This is a genomic window from Staphylococcus sp. HGB0015 (assembly GCF_000411275.1).
Taxonomy (GTDB): domain Bacteria; phylum Bacillota; class Bacilli; order Staphylococcales; family Staphylococcaceae; genus Staphylococcus; species Staphylococcus schleiferi.
The window spans coordinates 635,867-656,325 of record NZ_KE150418.1 but is presented as its reverse complement, the minus strand read 5'-3'; the positions used below and the strand labels follow the sequence as shown (position 1 = coordinate 656,325).

The window sequence follows — 20,459 nt, the reverse complement described above, 5'->3', positions numbered from 1 at the left end:
TTACAATTATAGAGATATTTGTGCTTTTTTAATATCAAAAATTAAAATAACGGTCAGTGAATATTTCACCAACCGTTAAAAATATACAACCAAAAATGAAGAACCCATTAAAAAACCGCACACGTGAGGGGCGTGTACGGTTCGAAACATTATTTAAGGGTTATTATGATTCTAAAAGAGTGAATAAATCCATGTCTTATTGTTTTACCTAGCCGATAGGTGTTAAGGGGGTTACACCTTTAAAGTCAACGTATTGGTATGCTTTTTCAACTTCTTCATCTGTCGGGGGCTCGACATCATTAAGTTCATAAGGAACACCAAGTGCTTCCCATTTATGCACACCAAGCTGATGATAAGGTAAAATCTCAAACTTCTCAACGTTACCAAGTTTATTTATAAATGCGCCGAGTGCTACAAGGTCTTCGGGGGTATCAGTAAGACCTGGCACAAGCACATGTCTAATCCATATCGGTTGACCTTTATCAGCTAAATATTGAATATAATTTAATATATGAGTATTGGGTTTTCGAGTTAATCTTTTGTGCGTTTCATTGTTAATATGTTTTATGTCAACCATCAACAAGTCTGTATACTCGAGTAGTTGATCAAAATGTTTTTTAAACGCTTCAGTATCGTTTGCACAGCCTAATGATGTGTCAATACAAGTGTGAATGCCATGCGCATGAAGCTTTTTAAAGAGCTCTGTTATAAATGGCATCTGTAGAAGCGGTTCTCCACCACTAACTGTAACGCCGCCTCCAGATGCTTCAAAATATGGGAGGTACGGTGTGATTTCAGCCACAAGTTCATCTGGTGTTGCTGATCGTGATGGCTCATTAATCTTCCATGTGTCTGGATTATGGCAGTATAAGCATCTCAATAAGCAACCTTGTGTAAAGATGATATAGCGTAGACCTGGTCCATCTACTGTTCCTAAACTTTCAATTGAATGAATGTGTCCTCTAATCATTGTACTCCCCCATTTTACCTTCTCTTAAAATCTGTCACTCCGACTGTGACATCTATTGCTTAGCCGTTACATTGTTTCGTGGAATGTACGAGAAATAACGTCTAATTGTTGTTCGCGTGTTAATTTAATAAAGTTTACAGCATATCCAGATACACGAACAGTTAATTGTGGATATTCTTCTGGGTGATCCATCGCATCAATCAATGTTTCACGATTGAATACGTTGATGTTTAAGTGGTGACCATGTTGTAAGGCATAACCATCAAGGATACTTACAAGGTTTTGTTCTTGTGTGTATTCTTCTTTACCTAATGATTTTGGAACGATACTAAATGTATTAGAAATACCGTCTTTACAGCAATCATAAGGTAATTTAGCTACTGATGATAATGATGCTAATGCACCGTTTGAATCACGGCCGTGCATTGGGTTTGCACCTGGCGCGAATGGTTCGTCAGCTTTACGTCCATCTGGTGTGTTACCTGTTTTCTTACCATAAACAACGTTTGAAGTAATTGTTAATACACTCATTGTATGTTCTGAATCACGGTAAGTGTGATGTTTACGTAATTTTCTCATGAAGCTTTCTACAAGTTGTACTGCAATGTCATCTACACGTGGATCGTTGTTACCGTATTTAGGGAATTCGCCTTTAGTTTCAAAGTCAACCACTAAGCCATTTTCATCGCGTACTGGGCGAACTTCTGCATATTTAATTGCTGATAATGAGTCAGCTGCAACTGATAAACCTGCAATACCAGTTGCCATTGTACGATGCACATCTGTATCGTGAAGTGCCATTTCAATACGTTCATAACTATATTTATCATGCATGTAGTGGATGACATTCAATGAATTGATGTACACGCCTGCAAGCCATTCCATCATTTCATCAAATTGACGATAAACTTCATCATAGTCTAAAACTTCTGATTCGATTGGCGCAAAGTTTGGTGCAACTTGAACACCTGATTTTTCATCTTTACCACCATTAATTGCATATAATAATGTTTTAGCTAAGTTTGCACGTGCACCGAAGAATTGCATTTGTTTACCAATACGCATTGCAGATACACAACATGCAATACCATAGTCATCGCCGTAGCTTTCACGCATCAAGTCATCATTTTCATATTGAATTGAACTTGTTTTGATACTCATTTTTGTACAGTAACGTTTGAAGTTTTCAGGTAAACGAGTTGACCAAAGTACAGTTAAGTTTGGTTCTGGTGCTGGTCCTAAGTTGTCTAATGAATGTAAGAAACGGAATGAGTTTTTAGTTACCATATGACGACCGTCAATGCCGACACCACCAATAGATTCTGTTACCCAAGTTGGGTCACCAGAGAATAATGCATTGTAATCAGGTGTACGCGCAAATTTTACAAGACGTAATTTCATGATGAAGTGGTCGATAATTTCTTGTACTTCTTTTTCAGTAACTGTACCCGCTTCTAGGTCACGTTCAGCGTAAATATCAAGGAAAGTTGAAGTACGTCCTAAACTCATTGCTGCACCGTTTTGTTCTTTAATCGCTGCAAGATAAGCCATGTATAACCATTGAACAGCTTCTTTAAAGTTTTCAGCAGGACGACTTAAGTCAAAGCCGTAACGTTCACCGAGTTGTTTTAATTCTTGTAAAGAACGATATTGTTCTGATACTTCTTCTCTTAAACGGATAACATCTTCAGTCATTGTTGTTGATAATTCGTTGAAGTCTTTTTGTTTTTCTTCCATTAAGAAATCAATACCATATAATGCAACACGACGATAGTCACCAATAATACGACCGCGTCCATATGCATCTGGTAAACCTGTGATAATCCCTGCTTTACGACACGCTAACATTTCTTTTGAGTAAGCATCGAATACACCTTGGTTATGTGTTTTACGATATTCTGTGAAAATATGTTCTGTTTCTTTGTCTAATTCATAGCCATAAGCTTCACAAGCAGCTTTTGCCATTCTAATACCACCAAATGGTTGCATTGAACGTTTGAATGGTTTGTCAGTTTGAACACCAACAATTTGTTCTAATGATTTGTCTAAATAACCTGCATCGTGCGATAAAATTGTTGATGGTAATTTTGTATCCATATCCCAAATGCCGCCACGGTCACGTTCTTCTTTAGATAACGCCATCACTTGATCCCATAATTTTTCAGTTGCTTCAGTAGGTCCTTCTAAGAAACTATCGTCACCTTGATAACCTGTGAAGTTCAATTGGATAAATTCACGTACATCTACATTGCGAGTCCAACGTCCAGTTTTAAATCCTTCCCAAGCATTGCTTCGAGTATTCGTATCTTTAATCATGGTTACATACCTCCAATTAGGTTTTGTTCATCATTTCACAATCAGTATACCATCACTTGTGAATAAAATCACTTTAAATTGTAAGCGTTTTAAAATATGTCATTTTTTAGATTTATTTTGTATAAATTTTTGTCACAATTCTGGTCTTATATTTTTAATTTTTTAAGTATACAACTTTGTTGTGAAACATTGATTTTAATCCCCGCATGTTTCATCATTTCTCACTTGGACATAAAAATTTCGATAGACTTCATGAACGTGTTTGCTTAGGGGCTCAAGTCTCAACTCAATTTGGATTCATTGAAGCAGAAGCGAAGTCATACGATACAAAGTTTTATCATAAAAAATAGCACTCAGACGATTCTCTAATAAAAATCATCTGAGCGCTATTTATTTTGGGATTAATGTCCATCTTTTTTACTTACAAATCATAAGTAGAGCATGGTTTGATCATCAATTCAATTTTTAAAGGTGCATCTACAAACGCGTGCGAGCGACGCTATCATGTCTTTAAAATACTTTAATTTTGAAGCTCAACTTGTTATTTTTCAGTCGCTGTAAATTTGTATATCTCAGAAGTGTAAAGTTTAAACACTTTAGAAAGCAACAAATTGACTATAAAGCCTACAACAAGTGGGATAATAAAAAATACGGTAATCACAATCATCAGCGATGCTACATGATTGCCTTCCATTAATTCTAATGCTTTAATCGGACCCACAAGTCCAACTATTCCAAAACCAGCCGTTTCTTTTGTTCCAGTGATACCGAGCAGTGCACCTGCCGCTCCTGTAATCGCAGCAGTAATCCCCACTGGTAAAAAGATAATAGGGTAACGAATTGTATTAGGAATCATCATTTTCATGCCCCCTAATAAGATCGCAATGGGCACACCAATTTTATTGACACGCAAAGTACCAATGAACAACACGATTGCTGTCGTGGCTACCCCAATAGCAGCTGATCCCGCAGCTAATCCAGAAATCCCAATCGCAAGACCGACTGCAATCGTAGAAATCGGTGAAATGATAATAAATGAAAATAATACTGCAATCAATACACCCATTAAAACGGGTTGTAAAGTCGTAAAAGTATTCACCAAACTTCCGATTGCTAATGTAATTTTACTAACATAAGGTAAGGTTAAAACACCGATGAGACCCGGTATGCCTCCGACTAAAATAGGCAATAAAATCACATTTAGGCTTCCTAATCGGTCACCAATCCATAATACTAGTAGCACGGCAATTGAAGCGGTAATCATCGTATTAATTAAATCTCCAATTCCTACGATTTGCCATCCAGCTTCAGTCACTTTAGCTGCACCAGAACCTACAAAAGATGCTGCACCTACTAAAGCTGTGCTCATCGGATCAAGTTTGAATTGTAAGGCGATGAGTACACCGACCATAACAGGTAAAGCAAACTGTATGCCTAACACGACGAATTGTAATGTACTAAATATATCTGCATATTGGCTTAAATATTTAAATAATCCACCTAATACAGCATTCGGAATTAGTCCTGCAATTATTGAAATTGCTAAGCCATTCAACACCTTATACATAAATTGTTTAAAGTTCATTCTTTTCTCTGTTGTTTCCATTTTATCTACCACCTAAAATGAGTTAATGAGATGTATTACATGGCTAAGTTGTGAAGTAGACAATAATAACAAGGGGTACGCCATCTGATTGGAGACATAAGTGTACATCGTCATGTACTATGCGATACACCAACACTTTCCGGCACAATTCCCTTTTTGAACATTCACCTTTAGCTGCATTTGAATACTATTGTAGCGTACCGTAACCCTTTTTATTTTTCAATATCATTTTTTTGAATTTTCTTATTATTAAAGTGCTAAACATGGTTAATACGCTTTTGCACAAAAATATTAAAACACCCTTCGAAGTCTTCATTATACAATGACCACTTTGAAGGGCGCCTATTATGATGTTGTATATTTAAAACGGTACAAACTTAGATAAGCCTCAAATTTTCGATTTCTACACACGCCATCAACATCCCGTCGACTGTGGTTGTTATCCCTCAATCAGCACAAAGTTTTAGGTATGCGCACCAAAAAATGATATTTCAGGTTGTTTATACATTTCAATGGGTACGTGTATCACGCAATTGATTGTTCGGCTTGGCTGAGTATTTACTGTGCACACGCATCATTGTATTGATTCTTGATTCAGCTAAATGCTCTGCCGCTTGTAATGGTAAAACATGCGTTTCTTTCGCAATTGTAAATATTTTATCCATTTGATCATAGACAGCTTTTACTTTTTTCTCAGCCCGCTCACGATGATAGCCGTTCAGTTCATCAGCCACGTTAATGACGCCACCACTGTTCACAACAAAATCCGGTGCATAAATAATGCCACGTTTTTCTAACATTTGACCATGACGATTTTCTTCTAAGAGCTGATTATTTGCACTACCACAAACCATTTTAGCTTTTAACGAAGGAATCGTTTCATCGTTCAACACGCCACCTAAGGCACATGGTGCAAAAATATCTGCATCGACACTATAAATTTCATCAATGCCGACTGCTTGCGCATCAAATGCTTCAACCGCATTCTGAACTGCTTCTTCGTTAATATCAGTGACGATCAAATGTGCTCCTTCATCATGCAAATATTGGCACATATGAAAAGCAACATTGCCCACACCTTGGACAGCAACTGTTTTTCCTTTTAACGAATCTGACCCGAAGGCTTCTTTCGCAGTTCGCTTCATTGCGTAATAAACCCCCAATGCGGTCATCGGGCTTGGATTGCCACCTGAACCATAAGATTCACTAATCCCACAGACATGCGGTGTTTCTAAGTAAATCATATCCATATCTTCAACCGTTGTGCCTACATCTTCAGCAGTGATATAGCGTCCATCTAAACTATGAATATAGCGACCTAGCGCACGAAAGAATGCTTCGGACTTATCTTTTTTAGGGTCGCCAATGACTACTGTTTTTGCGCCACCTAGATTTAAACCAGCAGCTGCATTTTTGTATGTCATCCCTTTTGCAAGTCGCATCACATCAGTGATTGCTTCTTCTTCCGTTTCATAGTTCCAAAAACGACATCCCCCTAACGCAGGACCTAAAGTCGTATCATGAATACATATAATTGCCTTCAATCCTGTCGTTTCATCATGACAAAAAACTAATTGCTCGTAATCAGCTTGTGCCATTTTTTCAAAAATCATTGCCATTCCTCCTCTGTTATTACATTTCCCGTGGATGAAAACGCGAGTCATGGACACATTCGAAATATGTCTTCCCCTTTTTAAAAGTGCATCTCAATCACACTTTCAAACCCGTTCATTCACTCAAGCAACAGATTTCATTTGAAGAAATATCAGTCACTTAATGTAAGCGTTTCCAACCTTTGAATATCATAACATAAGTCGGTCGTTTTTTCATAGTTGACTACTTATTGAACTAGGAAAAAAATTTTAAATTTAAGCATGCTTTGCAGAATCTAATCTTTTTTCTACAAGACGTAAAAGCACATCAATGCCTACAGCAATTAAAGCAATAGGAATTGCGCCTGCTAAAATAAAAGTGGTACCATCTGTCGCGTTTGTCCCTCTGATGACGACATCTCCTAATGTTGGTGCACCGATAAACGAACCCACTGCAACCACACCTACTGCGACAACAAGCGCAATTCGTACCCCACCAATGATGACTGATAATGCGAGTGGGAGTTCAATCATTCTGAGCACTTGATTTTGTGTCATGCCCATACCTTTCCCTGCATCTTTAATGTTGCTATCGACGCCCGTGATGCCTGTGTACGTATTTTTAATAATCGGTAACAGTGCATAAAGAAATACAGCGACAACAACTGTCGTTGTTCCGAGTCCCATTTGTAACATCAAAATGGCAAGCATCGCAATAACTGGGACCGTCTGTATGACATTCGCTACCGTAATGACGAACCAAGCCATTTTGTTGTAACGTGATAATAAAATACCTAAAGGAATACCGATAAGAGAAGCGAATAATACGCCATACACAGACATTAATAAATGATTCAAAAATAATGCCCATAAGTAGCCAATATTATTTTGATAGTATTGGAATAACTGTTCGATTAAGTTTCCTGACATTGTTTGACCTCCTATTTATTCATTATCTTCCGCTTATTTCTCAACTTTTAACCCTTTAGGTATCGTCCATCTTTCAACTAACGCTAACAACATATCAGCAATCAAAGCGAGCGCCGTTACTAAAATTGCCGCTACAATAATCATATTGGCATTATATAAATTCAACCCATTAAAAATAAAATCACCCAAGCCGCCAGCGCCCACGTAACTAGCTAGCGTTGCCCAACTAATGACATAAACGCTTGATAAACGAATCCCCCCCATAATTAATGGGAGCGCTAGAGGAAGTTCAATACTCTTCATGAGCTGAAAACGTGTCATCCCCATACTTAAACCTGCTTGCTTAATGTTCTCATCAATATTTTGAACACCTAATACGGTATTACTTAAAATAGGTAAAAGCACATATAAAAATAAAGCAATAATCGCTGGTGTTTTCCCTACACCAAAAATTGGAATCATCAATGCTAGAATTGCCAATGTCGGGATGGTTTGTAAAACACCTGCTGCTGTAAGGACTACATTGGCAACTTTCCGTGTTTTCGCCAATACAATACCCAGAGGTACTGCAATAATAATGGCGATAAATAATGCCATTAATGATATATAAAAGTGCTCAATGGTTTTATTAAGGAGTTCACCGCTATATTCATGTAAGAATTGAATCATTAGATCCCATCTCCTATATTATTTTCAATATTGACTTGTTCCGCTTCAGCATCTTCACCCCATATCGAGTCATAAACAATATCGACTAAATTGGCACGTGTAATTAAACCGACAAGTCGGCCTTCATTATCAACGACCGGAATATTACGCACGTTTCGTTTTAAAATTGTTCGCACAGAATCTTGTAGCTTACTGTCTACATGCACATGGTAGACGTCCCGTTGCATCACATCAATTAACTCTGCTTGCTTCCGTAGTCCTTCGTTTATATCCTCTATGTCTAAATAGCCCAATAATTTATTTTGCTTGTTCACAATAAATATCGTATCAATTCGTTTTTCTCTCATAAGGGAGACCGTATGATTGAGCGAATCATCCGCATTAACGGTAATAGGCTTAATCATCGCATCTTGTACTGTACGTATATTCGGTCTTTCTTGTATCAAACGATGATCACCAATAAACGTTTTTACAAAATCATTCGCCGGATGACGTAAAATATTATCTGGCGTATCATACTGTACGACTTTCCCTTCCGACATTATACAAATACGATTTGCCAATTTTATCGCTTCGTCCATATCATGTGTTACAAAAATAAACGTTTTGCCAAGTTTTTTCTGTAATGATTTGACCAAATCTTGCAGTGTATCTCGTGTAATCGGATCGAGCGCACCAAAAGGCTCATCCATCAATATAATGTCTTGTTCCGCTGCTAAAGCTCTAATAACGCCAATACGTTGCTGTTGTCCTCCTGATAATTGCGCAGGATACTGGTCTAAGTAAGACTCAGGTAAATCCACTAATTTGATGAGTTCTTTAGCTTTTTGTGTTTTCTTTTCTTCTGACCATTTTAATAACTTGGGTACTAAAACAATATTCTCTTTGATTGTCATATGCGGCATAAGACCAATTTGTTGTATCACATAGCCGATACTTCGGCGTAATTCTACCGGATTCATCTTACGGACATCTTGATCCCCAATTAAAATTTTGCCACTTGTGGCCTCAATCATACGATTAATCATTCGCAATGCTGTCGTTTTTCCGCTTCCACTTGTCCCTATAAATGCTACAAATGAGCCTTCTTCAATATCAAGACTCAAATTATCCACGGCTTTCTTTCCACCTGGATAGATTTTAGTTAAATTCTGAATACGCAACATATACTTCTCTCCTCTAGATTCGATGCTTCGATGGCATACTGTAATAGGTGTCTCATTAGCAGTCACATACTGAATGATAACGATATTCCCTGTTTAACTGTTTTTACGATTTTTTCAAATTCAACTCTATTACTATTTTAACATAATTAATGAACTATTAATTGAAAAAGCATGAATAATTACACTCAGTCAATTTACGATATAAACTTATCCACTTTCTGAACTAAATAAAGTAAAATCCCTAATGTTCATTTTTCACAAAGACTTTAATCTAGACTTATAAGATTTAAACAGAAAGGATGAATTTTGATGATACAAACACAAGAAAAGGTCGCAGATATTGTAACGCAATACCCTAAAACAGCAGATGTTTTCCGTAAATATGGCATCGATTTTTGCTGTGGTGGACAAGTTTCAATCTTGAAAGCCGTTGAACAACATCCTCGTATCGATGTAGACGCATTAGTCAATGAGTTAGAGCAAGCAAGTCAAATTCAAGGAGCAGGTATAGATACACGTTATTTAGATGTGCCCTCATTGATTCAATACATCCAATCACGTTATCACGATACTTTAAGAGCAGAATTCAAACAACTCTCTCCTTATGTAACAAAGCTGGCAAAGGTACATGGTCCTCAAAACCCTCATTTAATTCAATTAAAATCGGTCTATGATACTTTTAAAGATGAGATGTTAGCGCATATTGAGGAAGAAGAACAAATTGCTTTTCCAAAATTGGTTGCGGCGTATCAAGGAGAACAAATTGAAGATCTCGAGGCAACGATCGATTCGCTGATAAGTGAACATCTGAATGCAGGACAATTACTACAAGAGATACGTCAACTAACAGATGATTTTGAAACTCCAAGTACAGCGTGTGGGACTTGGCGCTTAGTTTATCAACGCATTGAAGACTTAGAAAAAGAAACACATGCACATGTCCACTTAGAAAATCATGTGCTATTCCCTAAAGTAGAACATTTACGCTAATTTTGGTTAAATCCTTCTATATAAAAAAACAAAATAACGAGAGGGCAGTTTGCATCAATTGATTGTCAACTGTCCTCTGATTGGTTTAAACCCATTTTATAGTTAAAATATTTATACAGACCCATCCGTTTGATGTCAATCTGTTTAACTCGATGAAATATCATCTAACCATAGGGATTATTGATGATGGATCATAGAGAACTTAGCCATATTGCGGGCCCATTCTGTCAAATCATCAGGCCCTCTTTTTAAGGCAGATTCTACTGACCTCGGACCTGTCGACAAACTAAACACTGCATCGATGCCATGCATTTCAACCGCTTCATATCCTTCGCCTAATACACCGGCTACTGCAATAACAGGCTTATGATATTTTTTCGCAGCTTTTGCGACGCCAATCGGTGTTTTACCATATATCGTTTGCCCGTCAATAGCGCCTTCTCCAGTAATGACTAAATCAGTATTTAAAGCAGAATGATAAAAATGTGTCGCATCTAAAACGATATCAATCCCTCGGCGTAATTCCACATTTAAGAAAGCACATAGCCCTGCACCTAAACCACCTGCTGCACCGGCACCAGGTATGTTTTTGACCCTTTTATTGAGAGTCTTTTCAATGACGGTGTTCCATTGTGTTAAGGCAGATTCTAAGATAACCTGATCTTCTGCGGTTGCCCCTTTTTGTTGGCTATAAATCGCCGTTGCACCACGATGGCCTAATAGTGGATTATCTACATCACACGCCACTTCAAAAAGAATATGGTCAAAACGTGGATCTTGTCCCTCTCTGTCAATACGCGCAAGATGTTGCAACGCTTCACCACCAAATGGCAAATCGTTTCCTTGTGCATCATATAAACGAACACCTAGTGCTTGAAGTAAACCCGCACCGCCATCGTTTGTTGCACTTCCACCTATACCTAATATAATATGAGAGACACCTTGATCTACTGCATGTCGTAAAAGTTCACCTGTCCCATAGGTGGTCGAGATTAAAGGATTACGGTGTGCTTTTGGAATCAAATCTAAACCAGACGCAGCTGCCATTTCTATTACTGCAGTTCGTCCTTCATTAGCAATACTATAAGTGGCTTCTACTGGACTGCCTAATGGCCCAGTGACTGTAGTTGTTACAAACTTTCCGCCTAACGCATCGTGTAAGGATTGTGTTGTCCCCTCGCCACCATCTGCCATTGGAATTTTTTTAAACGTGTCACATTCCCCAGTCACTGAACGCCATCCTTTTTCAATGGCATTTGCTGCTTCCATTGCAGTCATACTTTCTTTAAACGAATCCGGTGCAATTAAAATACGCATTTCTATCCTCTCCCGTTCACCCTCATTTGTTAGATTCATTTTACACCGTCCCTGCTTGAAAACAAAATGATGTATAACTAAAAAAGTGACTTAAATCTCTAAACATCTCTGTTAGAAATCTAAGCCACTTTTCATCTCGTACATTTATTCATTTAAAACAATTTATGATGATTAAGCCACTTGTTCTGCAACATATATTTTACGCGTTAACCATTGACCTGTATTTTCATCATAATCATCACATGTAATTAACGTCAATTGATCTTTTTTCTTTTTCATTTCGTCTAAAACTTCGACTTGCTCTGGTTTGACATCTTTAATTGAAGTGATTTTATAGCGCCGCGTTTCATCTCCAATTTTAAAAGTCGCTTTTGCACCTTTTTTCGCCTTATGCAAGTTTGTGAATTGATAATTCAACGTATAATCCGTATGACCTGCAATGGAAATATTTTGCTGATCTAATGTCTCATCGCCTTCTGCAAAACTTACACCTCGGTTGAGTTGCTCAGGTGTTGCTGGTCCCGGATAAACAGCTTCTTTAATGTCTACTGATGGAATTTCAAGAACGCCAACAATTTTTGATGGATCTTTCGGAACTTGAGGTGTTTTCTTCTTTTCAGAAGCTGGTGCTTTTTTTTGCTCTGACTGATACTGTTCAATCTTCTTTTCATTATCTTGCTTCGTAAAATAGGCATCGATTTTCGGCTTAAATACAAGATAAATACCACCGATAATCAGCGCAATACCTATCAGCGGAAATAACCATCGTGTCAATTTTTGCATCATTTAACCTCTTTTACAAATAATTTATGTCATTTTATTATATACTGTTACGCTCAAATTGAAAACAAAACAGAACAGATAAAAGAAGCGCCATAATGCTGAACATACCTTGTCACACCTCATTTTGTTTAGGTTTGAGTCCTTTGGATCTAAATGATAATCTTTGTCTTATCCATCCACTTGATCTTTAATTAATGGTTCATCAGGCTTCACAAAAAACCAAAGTGCTATAGCAATGATTACAAGTAATGTCATCGAACGTAATATCGTTACCCAGCCTAGATAATCCGCTAAAAAGCCTGCTAATAAAGGCCCTAACATCGCGCCGATATTGCCCCATAAGTTCATCCAACCAGAAACTGTACCAGAAAAGTTGCGTCCTAAATCCGTAGCTGAAACCCAGCTCATCACCATCGATAAACCAATCCCACTTAGGCAAAGTGACATCCAAATGATATTGCCTACAAGCGTCGCAGATGAAATTGCAAAATTTAAAGAAACACCGAACACAATAAAACCAAATATAGCAATTAAAGCACGCGCTGTAAAACGCGACTTACCTGCGCTCAAAATTTTGTCAGAAATCGTACCCCTTAGCATAATCAAAATAAACATACAGAACCAAGGAATACCTGCAATCTTACTCATCGTCATTGCATCTATTTTAAACTGCTCAATTAAATATGTCGGTAACCAAATTAAAAATAAAGTAATCACAAATTGAACAATAAAATATTGTGCAGCTATGGCATAAAAACTAAAACGAGAAAAGAACATCCCCCATGGTGCAGATGATTTTTCCGTCTTCATAATATCTCGATTTTGTAGAATGTATTGCTTTTCTGCTTCATTTACCATTTGATGATGTTCTGGTAAATCTTTTGCGATAATGCCCCATAAAATAGCAATGACAAAGCCCACCGCCCCAAAGATGTAAAAAACAGCTTGCCAACCAAACGCATTATAGATGGTTACAGTTATAAAGGGTGCTAATACGGGCCCAAAATATGATCCTGCGAGCAATGCACTAGATGCACGTCCTTTTTCATTTTTACCAAACCAAAACGTATTGAAGACAGCATTAGATGGAAACATCGGTGCTTCACCTATACCAAATAAAAATCGAACAAGAAATAAAAAGCCATGCTGTCTGACAATACCTGTAAAAATTGTGAAAGCACTCCACCATACCAGTGCAATCGTTAGCATTTTTTTCGGACCATACTTTTCAGCCAAAAATCCTGCTGGTACTTGCATTAACGCATAACCAAGTGAGAAAAATGATGCAAGTAATGCAAACTGCCCTTTCGTTAAACCTAAATCTTTCATCATAGGACCCGCAATATAAGAAATATTGGATTGGTCCATATAGGCAATGACACCGACTAGAAAGAAAATCCCTGCAAACATCCAACGTATATTTGTTTTCTTTTGACTCATAACTTTTGCCCCGCTTTCATAATGATGCACGTTTGTCGTTTTACATAGGTTGATATGCATCCTCAGGCAAAGATGAACAGTCTTCAAAAGTAAGCACGCATCCCACTCATTCTTCCCGACATCTTTTGCCATAATATAATTGATCTATGAATGGAATGACGCTCATCGCAGATATTAATCCTTTCATATTAGTATCTGAATATAGCATGTTGAGAAAGCGGTTACAACATATTTTTTCAGATTTTTTATTTTATTCAGACTATTTATCGTAATAAAAATTCGCAAGTGCTTGTAGTCTAAAATAAGAGACTTCAAACACTTGCTTTTTTGAATTTTAATGCTCTTCTATTTTTCGATGGCGATGTCTTTGTCCATGTAAAATGCTATATAACAATATACATATCAACATCAATATACCGATGCCTAAATACATCGTACGGTAACCGATAGATGGCACAATGATACCGATTAATGCTGGTCCAAAGCCAATGCCGATATCTAATCCGATATAGAAAGTTGATGTTGCTAAGCCGACTTTATCCGGATCTGACATTTTCACTGCGACAACGTTACCTACAGCTGTCATACTTCCGTATCCGATACCTACTAAAGCACCAGAAACTAATAATCCCCAACCCGCATGCGCTGAAGCTAAAATCAAGAGCCCTAAGCCAAAAAGTAACAAAGCGGGATACGCAATCCAGTTTTCATGATATTCATCTAAAATGTGGCCGACGATAGGTCGCGTCAAAATAGAAGTGATGGCATAACAAATAAAGTAATAACTTGCGACTTCAGTCAAATGAATTTGCTCTGCATATAATTGTAAAAATGATAAAACAGAGGCATAACCTAAACCACAAATCAGTATAACAAACGCGATAGGCAGCGCTGGTAACGAGATGAATTGAGAAATATGGATTCTATGATGTTCTTCATGTTTAGGCTCAATTTCAACTTTGACTTTCAAAAATAACGCGATGACAAATGCAGCTATCGCAATCACAAGACAAAATGTAAAAAGAACAAACGTTGGATAGAAATGGGCTAAATAGAGCCCTAAAAAGGGGCCTACTGCTGCACCTATCACTAGGCTGAGACTAAACAAACTAATCGCTACACCGCGACGTTCCGGTGGTGAAATAAGCGGAACAATTGTCCCTGTTGCTGTCGTAGCAACCGCAAGTGCAAGACCATTTAAAAATCGAGTGATTAATAAAAGAGTCAAGCTCCCTTCAATAAAATAAAGTCCCTGTGTCAAAATGAAAAATATAAGACCCACGATTAATATTTTTTGTGGACCAATCTCATGAATATAGCGTCCTACGACGAACCGTCCAATTAATGCACCTACAATAAATATCCCTGATACAAGTCCTGCCATGCCTGCAGTCACATGGTATTGTTTGATCGAATACTGTGCAATGACCACAATGAGTAAATACATTGTTAAATAAACAAGAAAATTGACTACAAAATTTAGTATATAATTTTTAAGAAATTGACTCCCCTTATCCGCAGTCATTCAAAATCCTCCTTCTAAAATAGTAAGCTAGGCTAACTAATAACTTGACCATTATACCGTTTTCGATAAGGTAAATCAACCTCTTGAAATGATTAAAAGACCTATGAAAGCGCATCCCATAATCAAATTTTGCACTATCTATGGCTTGTTTTATGTCTTTTCTATAGATTCTAAAGTATTAAGCTTAAACGCTTGGAGTACATCCAGTTCCTATAAGGCCTGTTATTCTCCACTCCAAACAAGTCCGTTTAACTTCACAAAAGAATATGGTTTAATAGAATTGAAACCGCTTAAAATAAAATAATTGTGTCATTCATTAACGATTGGGGCGATTGGACAATGAAGCATTGATTCTGTCATGTTTTAAAAGCAATCTGAAAGCACGCTTCAACGCGTCACTTTTAATTCAACGGCTTCATCCCCATTCATACATACGATGAATATTAAAGGAGTCAATACTATGTTATCTGATACAGAAAAAGAGCTAAAAAAGCAATATCTTGATTTGCTCGCTGAGAAATATGATTCTGAAGAAAAAGTAGCCACTGAAATTATCAGTCTCGAATCTATTTTAGAGCTTCCAAAAGGCACTGAGCATTTTGTCAGTGATTTACACGGTGAATTTCACGCCTTTCAACACGTATTGCGAAACGGATCTGGTAACGTACAAGCGAAGGTTCACGATATTTTTGACAATCGACTTGATCAAAAAACGATGAACGAATTGATTGCACTTGTTTATTATCCAGAAGAGAAAATAAAGCGAATTAGAGGCCAGTTTAACAGTAAAGCGGAACGTCATGAATGGTACGAAAAAACAATTCAACGCTTATTAGAAGTCATAACTTATACATCTTCAAAATATACGCGTTCCAAATTACGTAAAGCTTTATCACCAGAATATGTTTTTATTATTGAAGAACTTTTATATAAAAGTAATAAATACAATAACAAAAAGGATTATTACGAGACGATTATTCGCCAAATCATTAAGTTAAATCAAGCTGAAAAACTTATCATTAGTTTGGCCAATACTATTCAACGACTCGTTGTGGATCACTTACATGTTGTTGGTGATATTTATGACCGGGGACCTCATCCTGATAAAATCATTGATACGTTAATCGATTATCATTCTGTTGATATTCAATGGGGAAATCACGACGTTTTATGGATGGGCGCCTATTCTGGATCAAAAGTATGTTTAGCAAACCTTTTACGAATTTGTGCCCGTTATGATAATTTGGACATCATTGAAGATGCATACGGGATTAACTTGAGACCTTTACTGACTTTAGCTGAAAAATATTATGATGATAATCCCGCATTTCGTCCTAAAAAGCATCCTGAAAAGACACCATCAGAATCTGAAAGACTACAAATCACTAAAATTCATCAAGCCATTACTATGATTCAGTTTAAATTAGAGGCTCCAATTATTAAACGTCGTCCAGAGTTCGAAATGGAGTCAAGATTACTATTGGATCGCGTTAATTATCAAGATAGAACAGTTGAAATAGACGGTGTCGTCCACCCTGTTGAAAATACATGTTTTAGAACCGTCGATCCAAGACAACCCAGTGCACTTCTTGAAGAAGAAAAAGAAGTTATTGATAAACTATTAATTTCATTCCAAGAATCTGAAAAATTGCGTCGTCATATTGATTTTCTAATGAAAAAAGGTAACCTTTATTTGCGTTATAATGGCAATCTTTTAATTCACGGTTGTATTCCTATTGACGAACAAGGTGAAATGGAAGGCATGGTCATTAATGGGCAATATGAATCAGGGCGCGCATTAGTGGATGAATTTGAAAAACATGTTCATTATGCATACGAACATAAAGATGAACACGACGACCTTTCTACCGATTTAGTTTGGTATTTATGGACAGGTAAATATTCTTCACTTTTTGGAAAACGTGCGATGACAACGTTTGAACGTTATTTCATTCAAGATAAAAAAACGCATAAAGAAAAGAAAAACCCTTATTATCATTTGCGTGAAGATGAAGCTGTCGTCAAAAAAATGCTACAAGAGTTTGATTTAGATCCAGAACAAGGCCGAATTATTAATGGACATACACCTGTAAAAGAACGTGATGGTGAGACGCCTATCAAGGCCAATGGTAAAATGCTCGTCATCGATGGTGGCTTTTCGAAAGCTTATCAATCAACAACAGGGATTGCTGGTTATACTTTACTCTACAATTCATTCGGTATGCAGTTGGTGGCGCATCAACAATTCAACTCAAAAGAAAATATGTTAGAAACGGGTGAAGATGAGCTATCCATACGACGTGTCGTGGATGAAGAATTAGAACGTAAGCTTATTCGCGATACCAATAAAGGTGCAGAATTACAGAAAGAAATCGACATGTTGAAAGCCCTCATGAACTATCGTTACATGAAAAAATCTACGCATTATTAATTCAATATAGGGACTTTGTATGAGAGAGCAATTGATTTTACAATCTTAATTTGAAACCTCTTTGATTGCTTTTCATTATTGTCAGTTCGATCAGTTATCATACATGTATGAGGGGCGAGACATCATTATGTCTTGCCCCAATTTTGTTGCAAATAAAAGTGGTAATGTTCAAAAGAAAGGTGTAAAATTTGAGAGTGCGCATTGAAGCGATTCAAAATGAAGTATGAAATCATGGTAAGCGAATTCGAAGGCAATGACGGTCGATTGTAAGCACAAAGTGCGTGTTATTGCACGCTTGGATAAAGACATGGTCCAGTTCTTTTCTCATTATAAATTGACTTTGACTATACAACCAAAATGTTTCATGACTTCAAAATGCTATCTATATAAAATCAAAAATAATAACTTTTTAATCTCAGAAATTTTTCATATGATAGATTGGAAATTCAAATCATACGACTAGAGCAAAAATCAAATTTTTACAATATTTTACTTTTTAAATCGTGGTGTATTATAATGTTGAAAGCGTTTACTTATGAAATGCGAATCATTGGAGGGAGAAATTTTGATTGATATTCTACAAAAACTCAATGCAATATTGTGGGGTGCACCGAGTTTAATTTTATTAACAGGGACGGGATTATTTTTAACCATCTTACTAAAAGGGATGCAATTCACAAAATTATTGCATGCATTTAAACTGGCATTCGTTCCAAATGAAAGTGACAAAGACAGCGAAGGCGATATTAGTAACTTTAAAGCTTTAATGACATCACTAGCTGGAATGATTGGGAATGGGAATATCGCCGGTGTAGCAACTGCTGTCACTTTAGGGGGTCCCGGCGCCGTATTTTGGATGTGGGTCGTAGGCTTGCTTGGCATGACAACGAAATATGCGGAAGCTTTACTCGCAATGAAATACCGCGTTCAAAATGATAAAGGGGAATTTTCAAGTGGTCCGATGTATTACATAGAAAAAGGTCTCGGTCACCGCTTTAAATTTTTAGCGGTCGCTTTCGCTATATTCGGTGCTTTTGCTGCGCTGGGTATTGGTAATAGTGTGCAATCAAATACGATTGCCGATGTCATGAAAAATAGCTTTAATGTGAGTGGTTTTGTGACTGGCATCGTTTTAGTGATATTAATCTCATTGATTATTTTTGGTGGTTTAAAACGCATTAGTAATGTGGCAGGCTTTTTTGTTCCAATGATGGCCATTTTTTATATTGGTGCTGCCATCATCATTTTAATCATTAATTACGATCAAATTATGCCATCGTTTGGTTTAATTTTTCAATATGCCTTTACACCCGTTTCCGCTGCAGGTGGCTTTTCAGGTATTTTAGTTATGCAAGCCGTTCAAAATGGGGTTTCTAAAGGGATTTTCTCCAACGAAGCAGGTTTGGGTACGGTCGCTTTAATTTCAGGAAATGCTAAAGCTGAAAAACCAGCCATTCAAGCGTTAGTCGCAATGACAGGAACTTTTATCGTAACGATTGTCGTTTGTACAATGACTGCACTCGTTCTTCTCGTTACAGGATTTTGGGATCCAACAGGTGGCATACTTTCTGGTGTGCATCATGATGCAAGTTTAGAAGCAGGTGCGCTTACAAGTAAAGCTTTTGGTACAAGTTTGGGTGCGATGGGTGAATATGTTGTATCTCTATCGGTCATCTTCTTCGGCTTTTCAACGATTATTGCTTGGTTCGTCTATGGAGCAAAATGTTTTGAATATCTGTTCGGCGTAAAATTTGTCATGTTCTATGGCATCATCTATGTCATCGCAACATTCATCGGTACAGTAGCCAACTTAAGAACGGTTTGGATGTTTGCAGATACAGCGAATGCTTTAATGATGATTCCAAACTTAATTGGTATTTTATTCTTATACAAAGTGATTAAAGAAGAAACAGATCTTTACTTTAAACCATCTGTACGTCAATATTCATAAAATAAAACAAGAAGCTGTGACAGAATTCTAAAATAATTAGCGCTCCGATGATTTTTAATAGAAAATCGTCTGAGCGCTATCTTTTTATGATAAAACATTGTATTGTATGACTTCGCTGTTCGAGGGTACAGCCTCATCCAGTAATCTTTGACTCGTACTGCCCCCTTTCCATGCTTTCGTTTGATTCTACTTTAGGAGGGTATGGATACATTGAGGTGAAAAATCAATGAAACAAAAAGTTATTGATCAAATGAAACAAGTGTTTGAAAAGTCTCGTATCGGTGTTCTTTCTACTGCAATTAACAATGAGCCTAATAGTCGTTATATGATTTTTTATAATGACGACTTAGATTTATATACAAAAACAAGCCGTTCTTCTCAAAAAATTGAAGAATTAAAACAAAATCCAAAAGCACACGTATTACTTGGTTATGAAGAAGGTTCTGGTCATCCTTATGTCGAAATCGATGGTACAATTGATATTATTACGAATTCAAAAGAAATAGACTGGTTATGGCAAGAACAGGATAAAACATTTTTTGATTCAAAAAATGATCCGGATTTAGTTGTTATCCGTGTCATCCCATCACATATCAAGCTGCTCAACAGTGAAGATTTAGATACACCTTTCGAAATTGACGTCAGTGCCCTTTAATTCATTCGTTCAGATTTATTAAGCGCGCACTGAGGAAGCTGTCAGTTTTTGAATCATTAACTTATTCGGGAGCGGTCGAGGAAATGCTTTCAATTTCCAACTGCCGCCATTATTATGT

The 20,459-nt window shown here is 37.0% G+C and carries 15 protein-coding genes; 4 read left to right on the top strand and 11 right to left on the bottom strand.

Translation table 11 applies throughout. The features are described 5' to 3' along the window. Positions 1 to 208: 208 nt before the first annotated feature. From pflA to HMPREF1208_RS09460, 7 genes are all read right to left on the bottom strand, one after another. A complete protein-coding gene (gene pflA, locus HMPREF1208_RS09490) occupies positions 209 to 970 on the bottom strand; it encodes a pyruvate formate-lyase-activating protein (RefSeq protein WP_016426166.1) in 762 nt (253 codons plus the stop codon). 66 nt (positions 971 to 1,036) lie between these two features. Further along, positions 1,037 to 3,286, bottom strand: coding sequence for a formate C-acetyltransferase (gene pflB / locus HMPREF1208_RS09485; protein WP_016426165.1), 2,250 nt, complete (start codon positions 3,284 to 3,286; stop codon positions 1,037 to 1,039). A 541-nt stretch (positions 3,287 to 3,827) separates the two neighbouring features. Then, entirely contained in the window at positions 3,828 to 4,892 is a 1,065-nt protein-coding gene (locus tag HMPREF1208_RS09480; RefSeq protein WP_016426164.1) for a PTS transporter subunit IIC, read from the bottom strand. Positions 4,893 to 5,401: 509 nt separating this feature from the next. Continuing rightward, positions 5,402 to 6,505: a Glu/Leu/Phe/Val family dehydrogenase gene (locus tag HMPREF1208_RS09475; RefSeq protein ID WP_016426163.1), complete on the bottom strand. Its 1,104-nt coding sequence runs from the start codon at positions 6,503 to 6,505 to the stop codon at positions 5,402 to 5,404. 255 nt (positions 6,506 to 6,760) lie between these two features. Continuing rightward, complete coding sequence (locus tag HMPREF1208_RS09470; RefSeq protein WP_016426162.1) at positions 6,761 to 7,414, bottom strand: ABC transporter permease; 654 nt, start codon at positions 7,412 to 7,414, stop codon at positions 6,761 to 6,763. Positions 7,415 to 7,447: 33 nt separating this feature from the next. Then, positions 7,448 to 8,083, bottom strand: a complete 636-nt coding sequence (locus tag HMPREF1208_RS09465; protein ID WP_016426161.1) for an ABC transporter permease — start codon at positions 8,081 to 8,083, stop codon at positions 7,448 to 7,450. Next, positions 8,083 to 9,249: a betaine/proline/choline family ABC transporter ATP-binding protein gene (locus tag HMPREF1208_RS09460; RefSeq protein ID WP_016426160.1), complete on the bottom strand. Its 1,167-nt coding sequence runs from the start codon at positions 9,247 to 9,249 to the stop codon at positions 8,083 to 8,085. Before HMPREF1208_RS09460 ends, HMPREF1208_RS09465 begins: the two co-directional genes overlap by 1 nt. A gap of 309 nt (positions 9,250 to 9,558) precedes the next feature. On the opposite strand from HMPREF1208_RS09460, the gene scdA reads away from it, so the two are divergent. Continuing rightward, positions 9,559 to 10,239 carry an iron-sulfur cluster repair di-iron protein ScdA gene (gene scdA / locus HMPREF1208_RS09455; RefSeq protein WP_016426159.1) on the top strand — a complete coding sequence of 227 codons (681 nt, stop codon included), beginning with the start codon at positions 9,559 to 9,561 and terminating at the stop codon, positions 10,237 to 10,239. 177 nt (positions 10,240 to 10,416) lie between these two features. Here the strand turns inward: scdA and HMPREF1208_RS09450 are convergent, their stop codons facing one another. The 4 genes from HMPREF1208_RS09450 to HMPREF1208_RS09435 all read right to left on the bottom strand — a co-directional run bounded on the left by HMPREF1208_RS09450 (position 10,417) and on the right by HMPREF1208_RS09435 (position 15,304). Then, complete coding sequence (locus tag HMPREF1208_RS09450) at positions 10,417 to 11,556, bottom strand: glycerate kinase family protein (RefSeq protein WP_037559448.1); 1,140 nt, start codon at positions 11,554 to 11,556, stop codon at positions 10,417 to 10,419. Between the two features lie 171 nt (positions 11,557 to 11,727). Beyond that, on the bottom strand, positions 11,728 to 12,339 hold the full coding sequence (gene srtA, locus HMPREF1208_RS09445) for a class A sortase SrtA (RefSeq protein WP_016426157.1): 612 nt from the start codon (positions 12,337 to 12,339) through the stop codon (positions 11,728 to 11,730). Positions 12,340 to 12,507: 168 nt separating this feature from the next. Further along, positions 12,508 to 13,779: an MFS transporter gene (locus HMPREF1208_RS09440; RefSeq protein WP_016426156.1), complete on the bottom strand. Its 1,272-nt coding sequence runs from the start codon at positions 13,777 to 13,779 to the stop codon at positions 12,508 to 12,510. Positions 13,780 to 14,113: 334 nt separating this feature from the next. Beyond that, on the bottom strand, positions 14,114 to 15,304 hold the full coding sequence (locus HMPREF1208_RS09435) for an MFS transporter (RefSeq protein WP_016426155.1): 1,191 nt from the start codon (positions 15,302 to 15,304) through the stop codon (positions 14,114 to 14,116). A 460-nt stretch (positions 15,305 to 15,764) separates the two neighbouring features. Between HMPREF1208_RS09435 and HMPREF1208_RS09430 the strand changes: the two genes are divergently transcribed. The 3 genes from HMPREF1208_RS09430 to HMPREF1208_RS09420 all read left to right on the top strand — a co-directional run bounded on the left by HMPREF1208_RS09430 (position 15,765) and on the right by HMPREF1208_RS09420 (position 20,341). Further along, the gene (locus HMPREF1208_RS09430) at positions 15,765 to 17,735 is read left to right on the top strand and encodes a fructose-bisphosphatase class III (protein ID WP_016426154.1); all 1,971 of its coding nucleotides are present in this window, start codon (positions 15,765 to 15,767) and stop codon (positions 17,733 to 17,735) included. A 565-nt stretch (positions 17,736 to 18,300) separates the two neighbouring features. After that, positions 18,301 to 19,686 carry an alanine/glycine:cation symporter family protein gene (locus tag HMPREF1208_RS09425; protein ID WP_016426153.1) on the top strand — a complete coding sequence of 462 codons (1,386 nt, stop codon included), beginning with the start codon at positions 18,301 to 18,303 and terminating at the stop codon, positions 19,684 to 19,686. A gap of 226 nt (positions 19,687 to 19,912) precedes the next feature. Next, positions 19,913 to 20,341 carry a pyridoxamine 5'-phosphate oxidase family protein gene (locus HMPREF1208_RS09420; protein WP_016426152.1) on the top strand — a complete coding sequence of 143 codons (429 nt, stop codon included), beginning with the start codon at positions 19,913 to 19,915 and terminating at the stop codon, positions 20,339 to 20,341. The last annotated feature ends 118 nt before the right edge of the window (positions 20,342 to 20,459 follow it).

Excerpts from the sequence above, each read along its gene's own strand:
- HMPREF1208_RS09450 (WP_037559448.1), bottom strand. The coding sequence starts at position 11,556 with ATGCGTATTTTAATTGCACCGGATTCGTTTAAAGAAAGTATGACTGCA.
- HMPREF1208_RS09465 (WP_016426161.1), bottom strand. The coding sequence starts at position 8,083 with ATGATTCAATTCTTACATGAATATAGCGGTGAACTCCTTAATAAAACC.
- HMPREF1208_RS09470 (WP_016426162.1), bottom strand. The coding sequence starts at position 7,414 with ATGTCAGGAAACTTAATCGAACAGTTATTCCAATACTATCAAAATAAT.
- HMPREF1208_RS09480 (WP_016426164.1), bottom strand. The coding sequence starts at position 4,892 with ATGGAAACAACAGAGAAAAGAATGAACTTTAAACAATTTATGTATAAG.
- HMPREF1208_RS09460 (WP_016426160.1), bottom strand. The coding sequence starts at position 9,249 with ATGTTGCGTATTCAGAATTTAACTAAAATCTATCCAGGTGGAAAGAAA.
- HMPREF1208_RS09440 (WP_016426156.1), bottom strand. The coding sequence starts at position 13,779 with ATGAGTCAAAAGAAAACAAATATACGTTGGATGTTTGCAGGGATTTTC.
- HMPREF1208_RS09475 (WP_016426163.1), bottom strand. The coding sequence starts at position 6,505 with ATGATTTTTGAAAAAATGGCACAAGCTGATTACGAGCAATTAGTTTTT.
- pflB (WP_016426165.1), bottom strand. The coding sequence starts at position 3,286 with ATGATTAAAGATACGAATACTCGAAGCAATGCTTGGGAAGGATTTAAA.
- scdA (WP_016426159.1), top strand. The coding sequence starts at position 9,559 with ATGATACAAACACAAGAAAAGGTCGCAGATATTGTAACGCAATACCCT.
- HMPREF1208_RS09430 (WP_016426154.1), top strand. The coding sequence starts at position 15,765 with ATGTTATCTGATACAGAAAAAGAGCTAAAAAAGCAATATCTTGATTTG.
- srtA (WP_016426157.1), bottom strand. The coding sequence starts at position 12,339 with ATGCAAAAATTGACACGATGGTTATTTCCGCTGATAGGTATTGCGCTG.
- HMPREF1208_RS09420 (WP_016426152.1), top strand. The coding sequence starts at position 19,913 with ATGAAACAAAAAGTTATTGATCAAATGAAACAAGTGTTTGAAAAGTCT.
- pflA (WP_016426166.1), bottom strand. The coding sequence starts at position 970 with ATGATTAGAGGACACATTCATTCAATTGAAAGTTTAGGAACAGTAGAT.
- HMPREF1208_RS09435 (WP_016426155.1), bottom strand. The coding sequence starts at position 15,304 with ATGACTGCGGATAAGGGGAGTCAATTTCTTAAAAATTATATACTAAAT.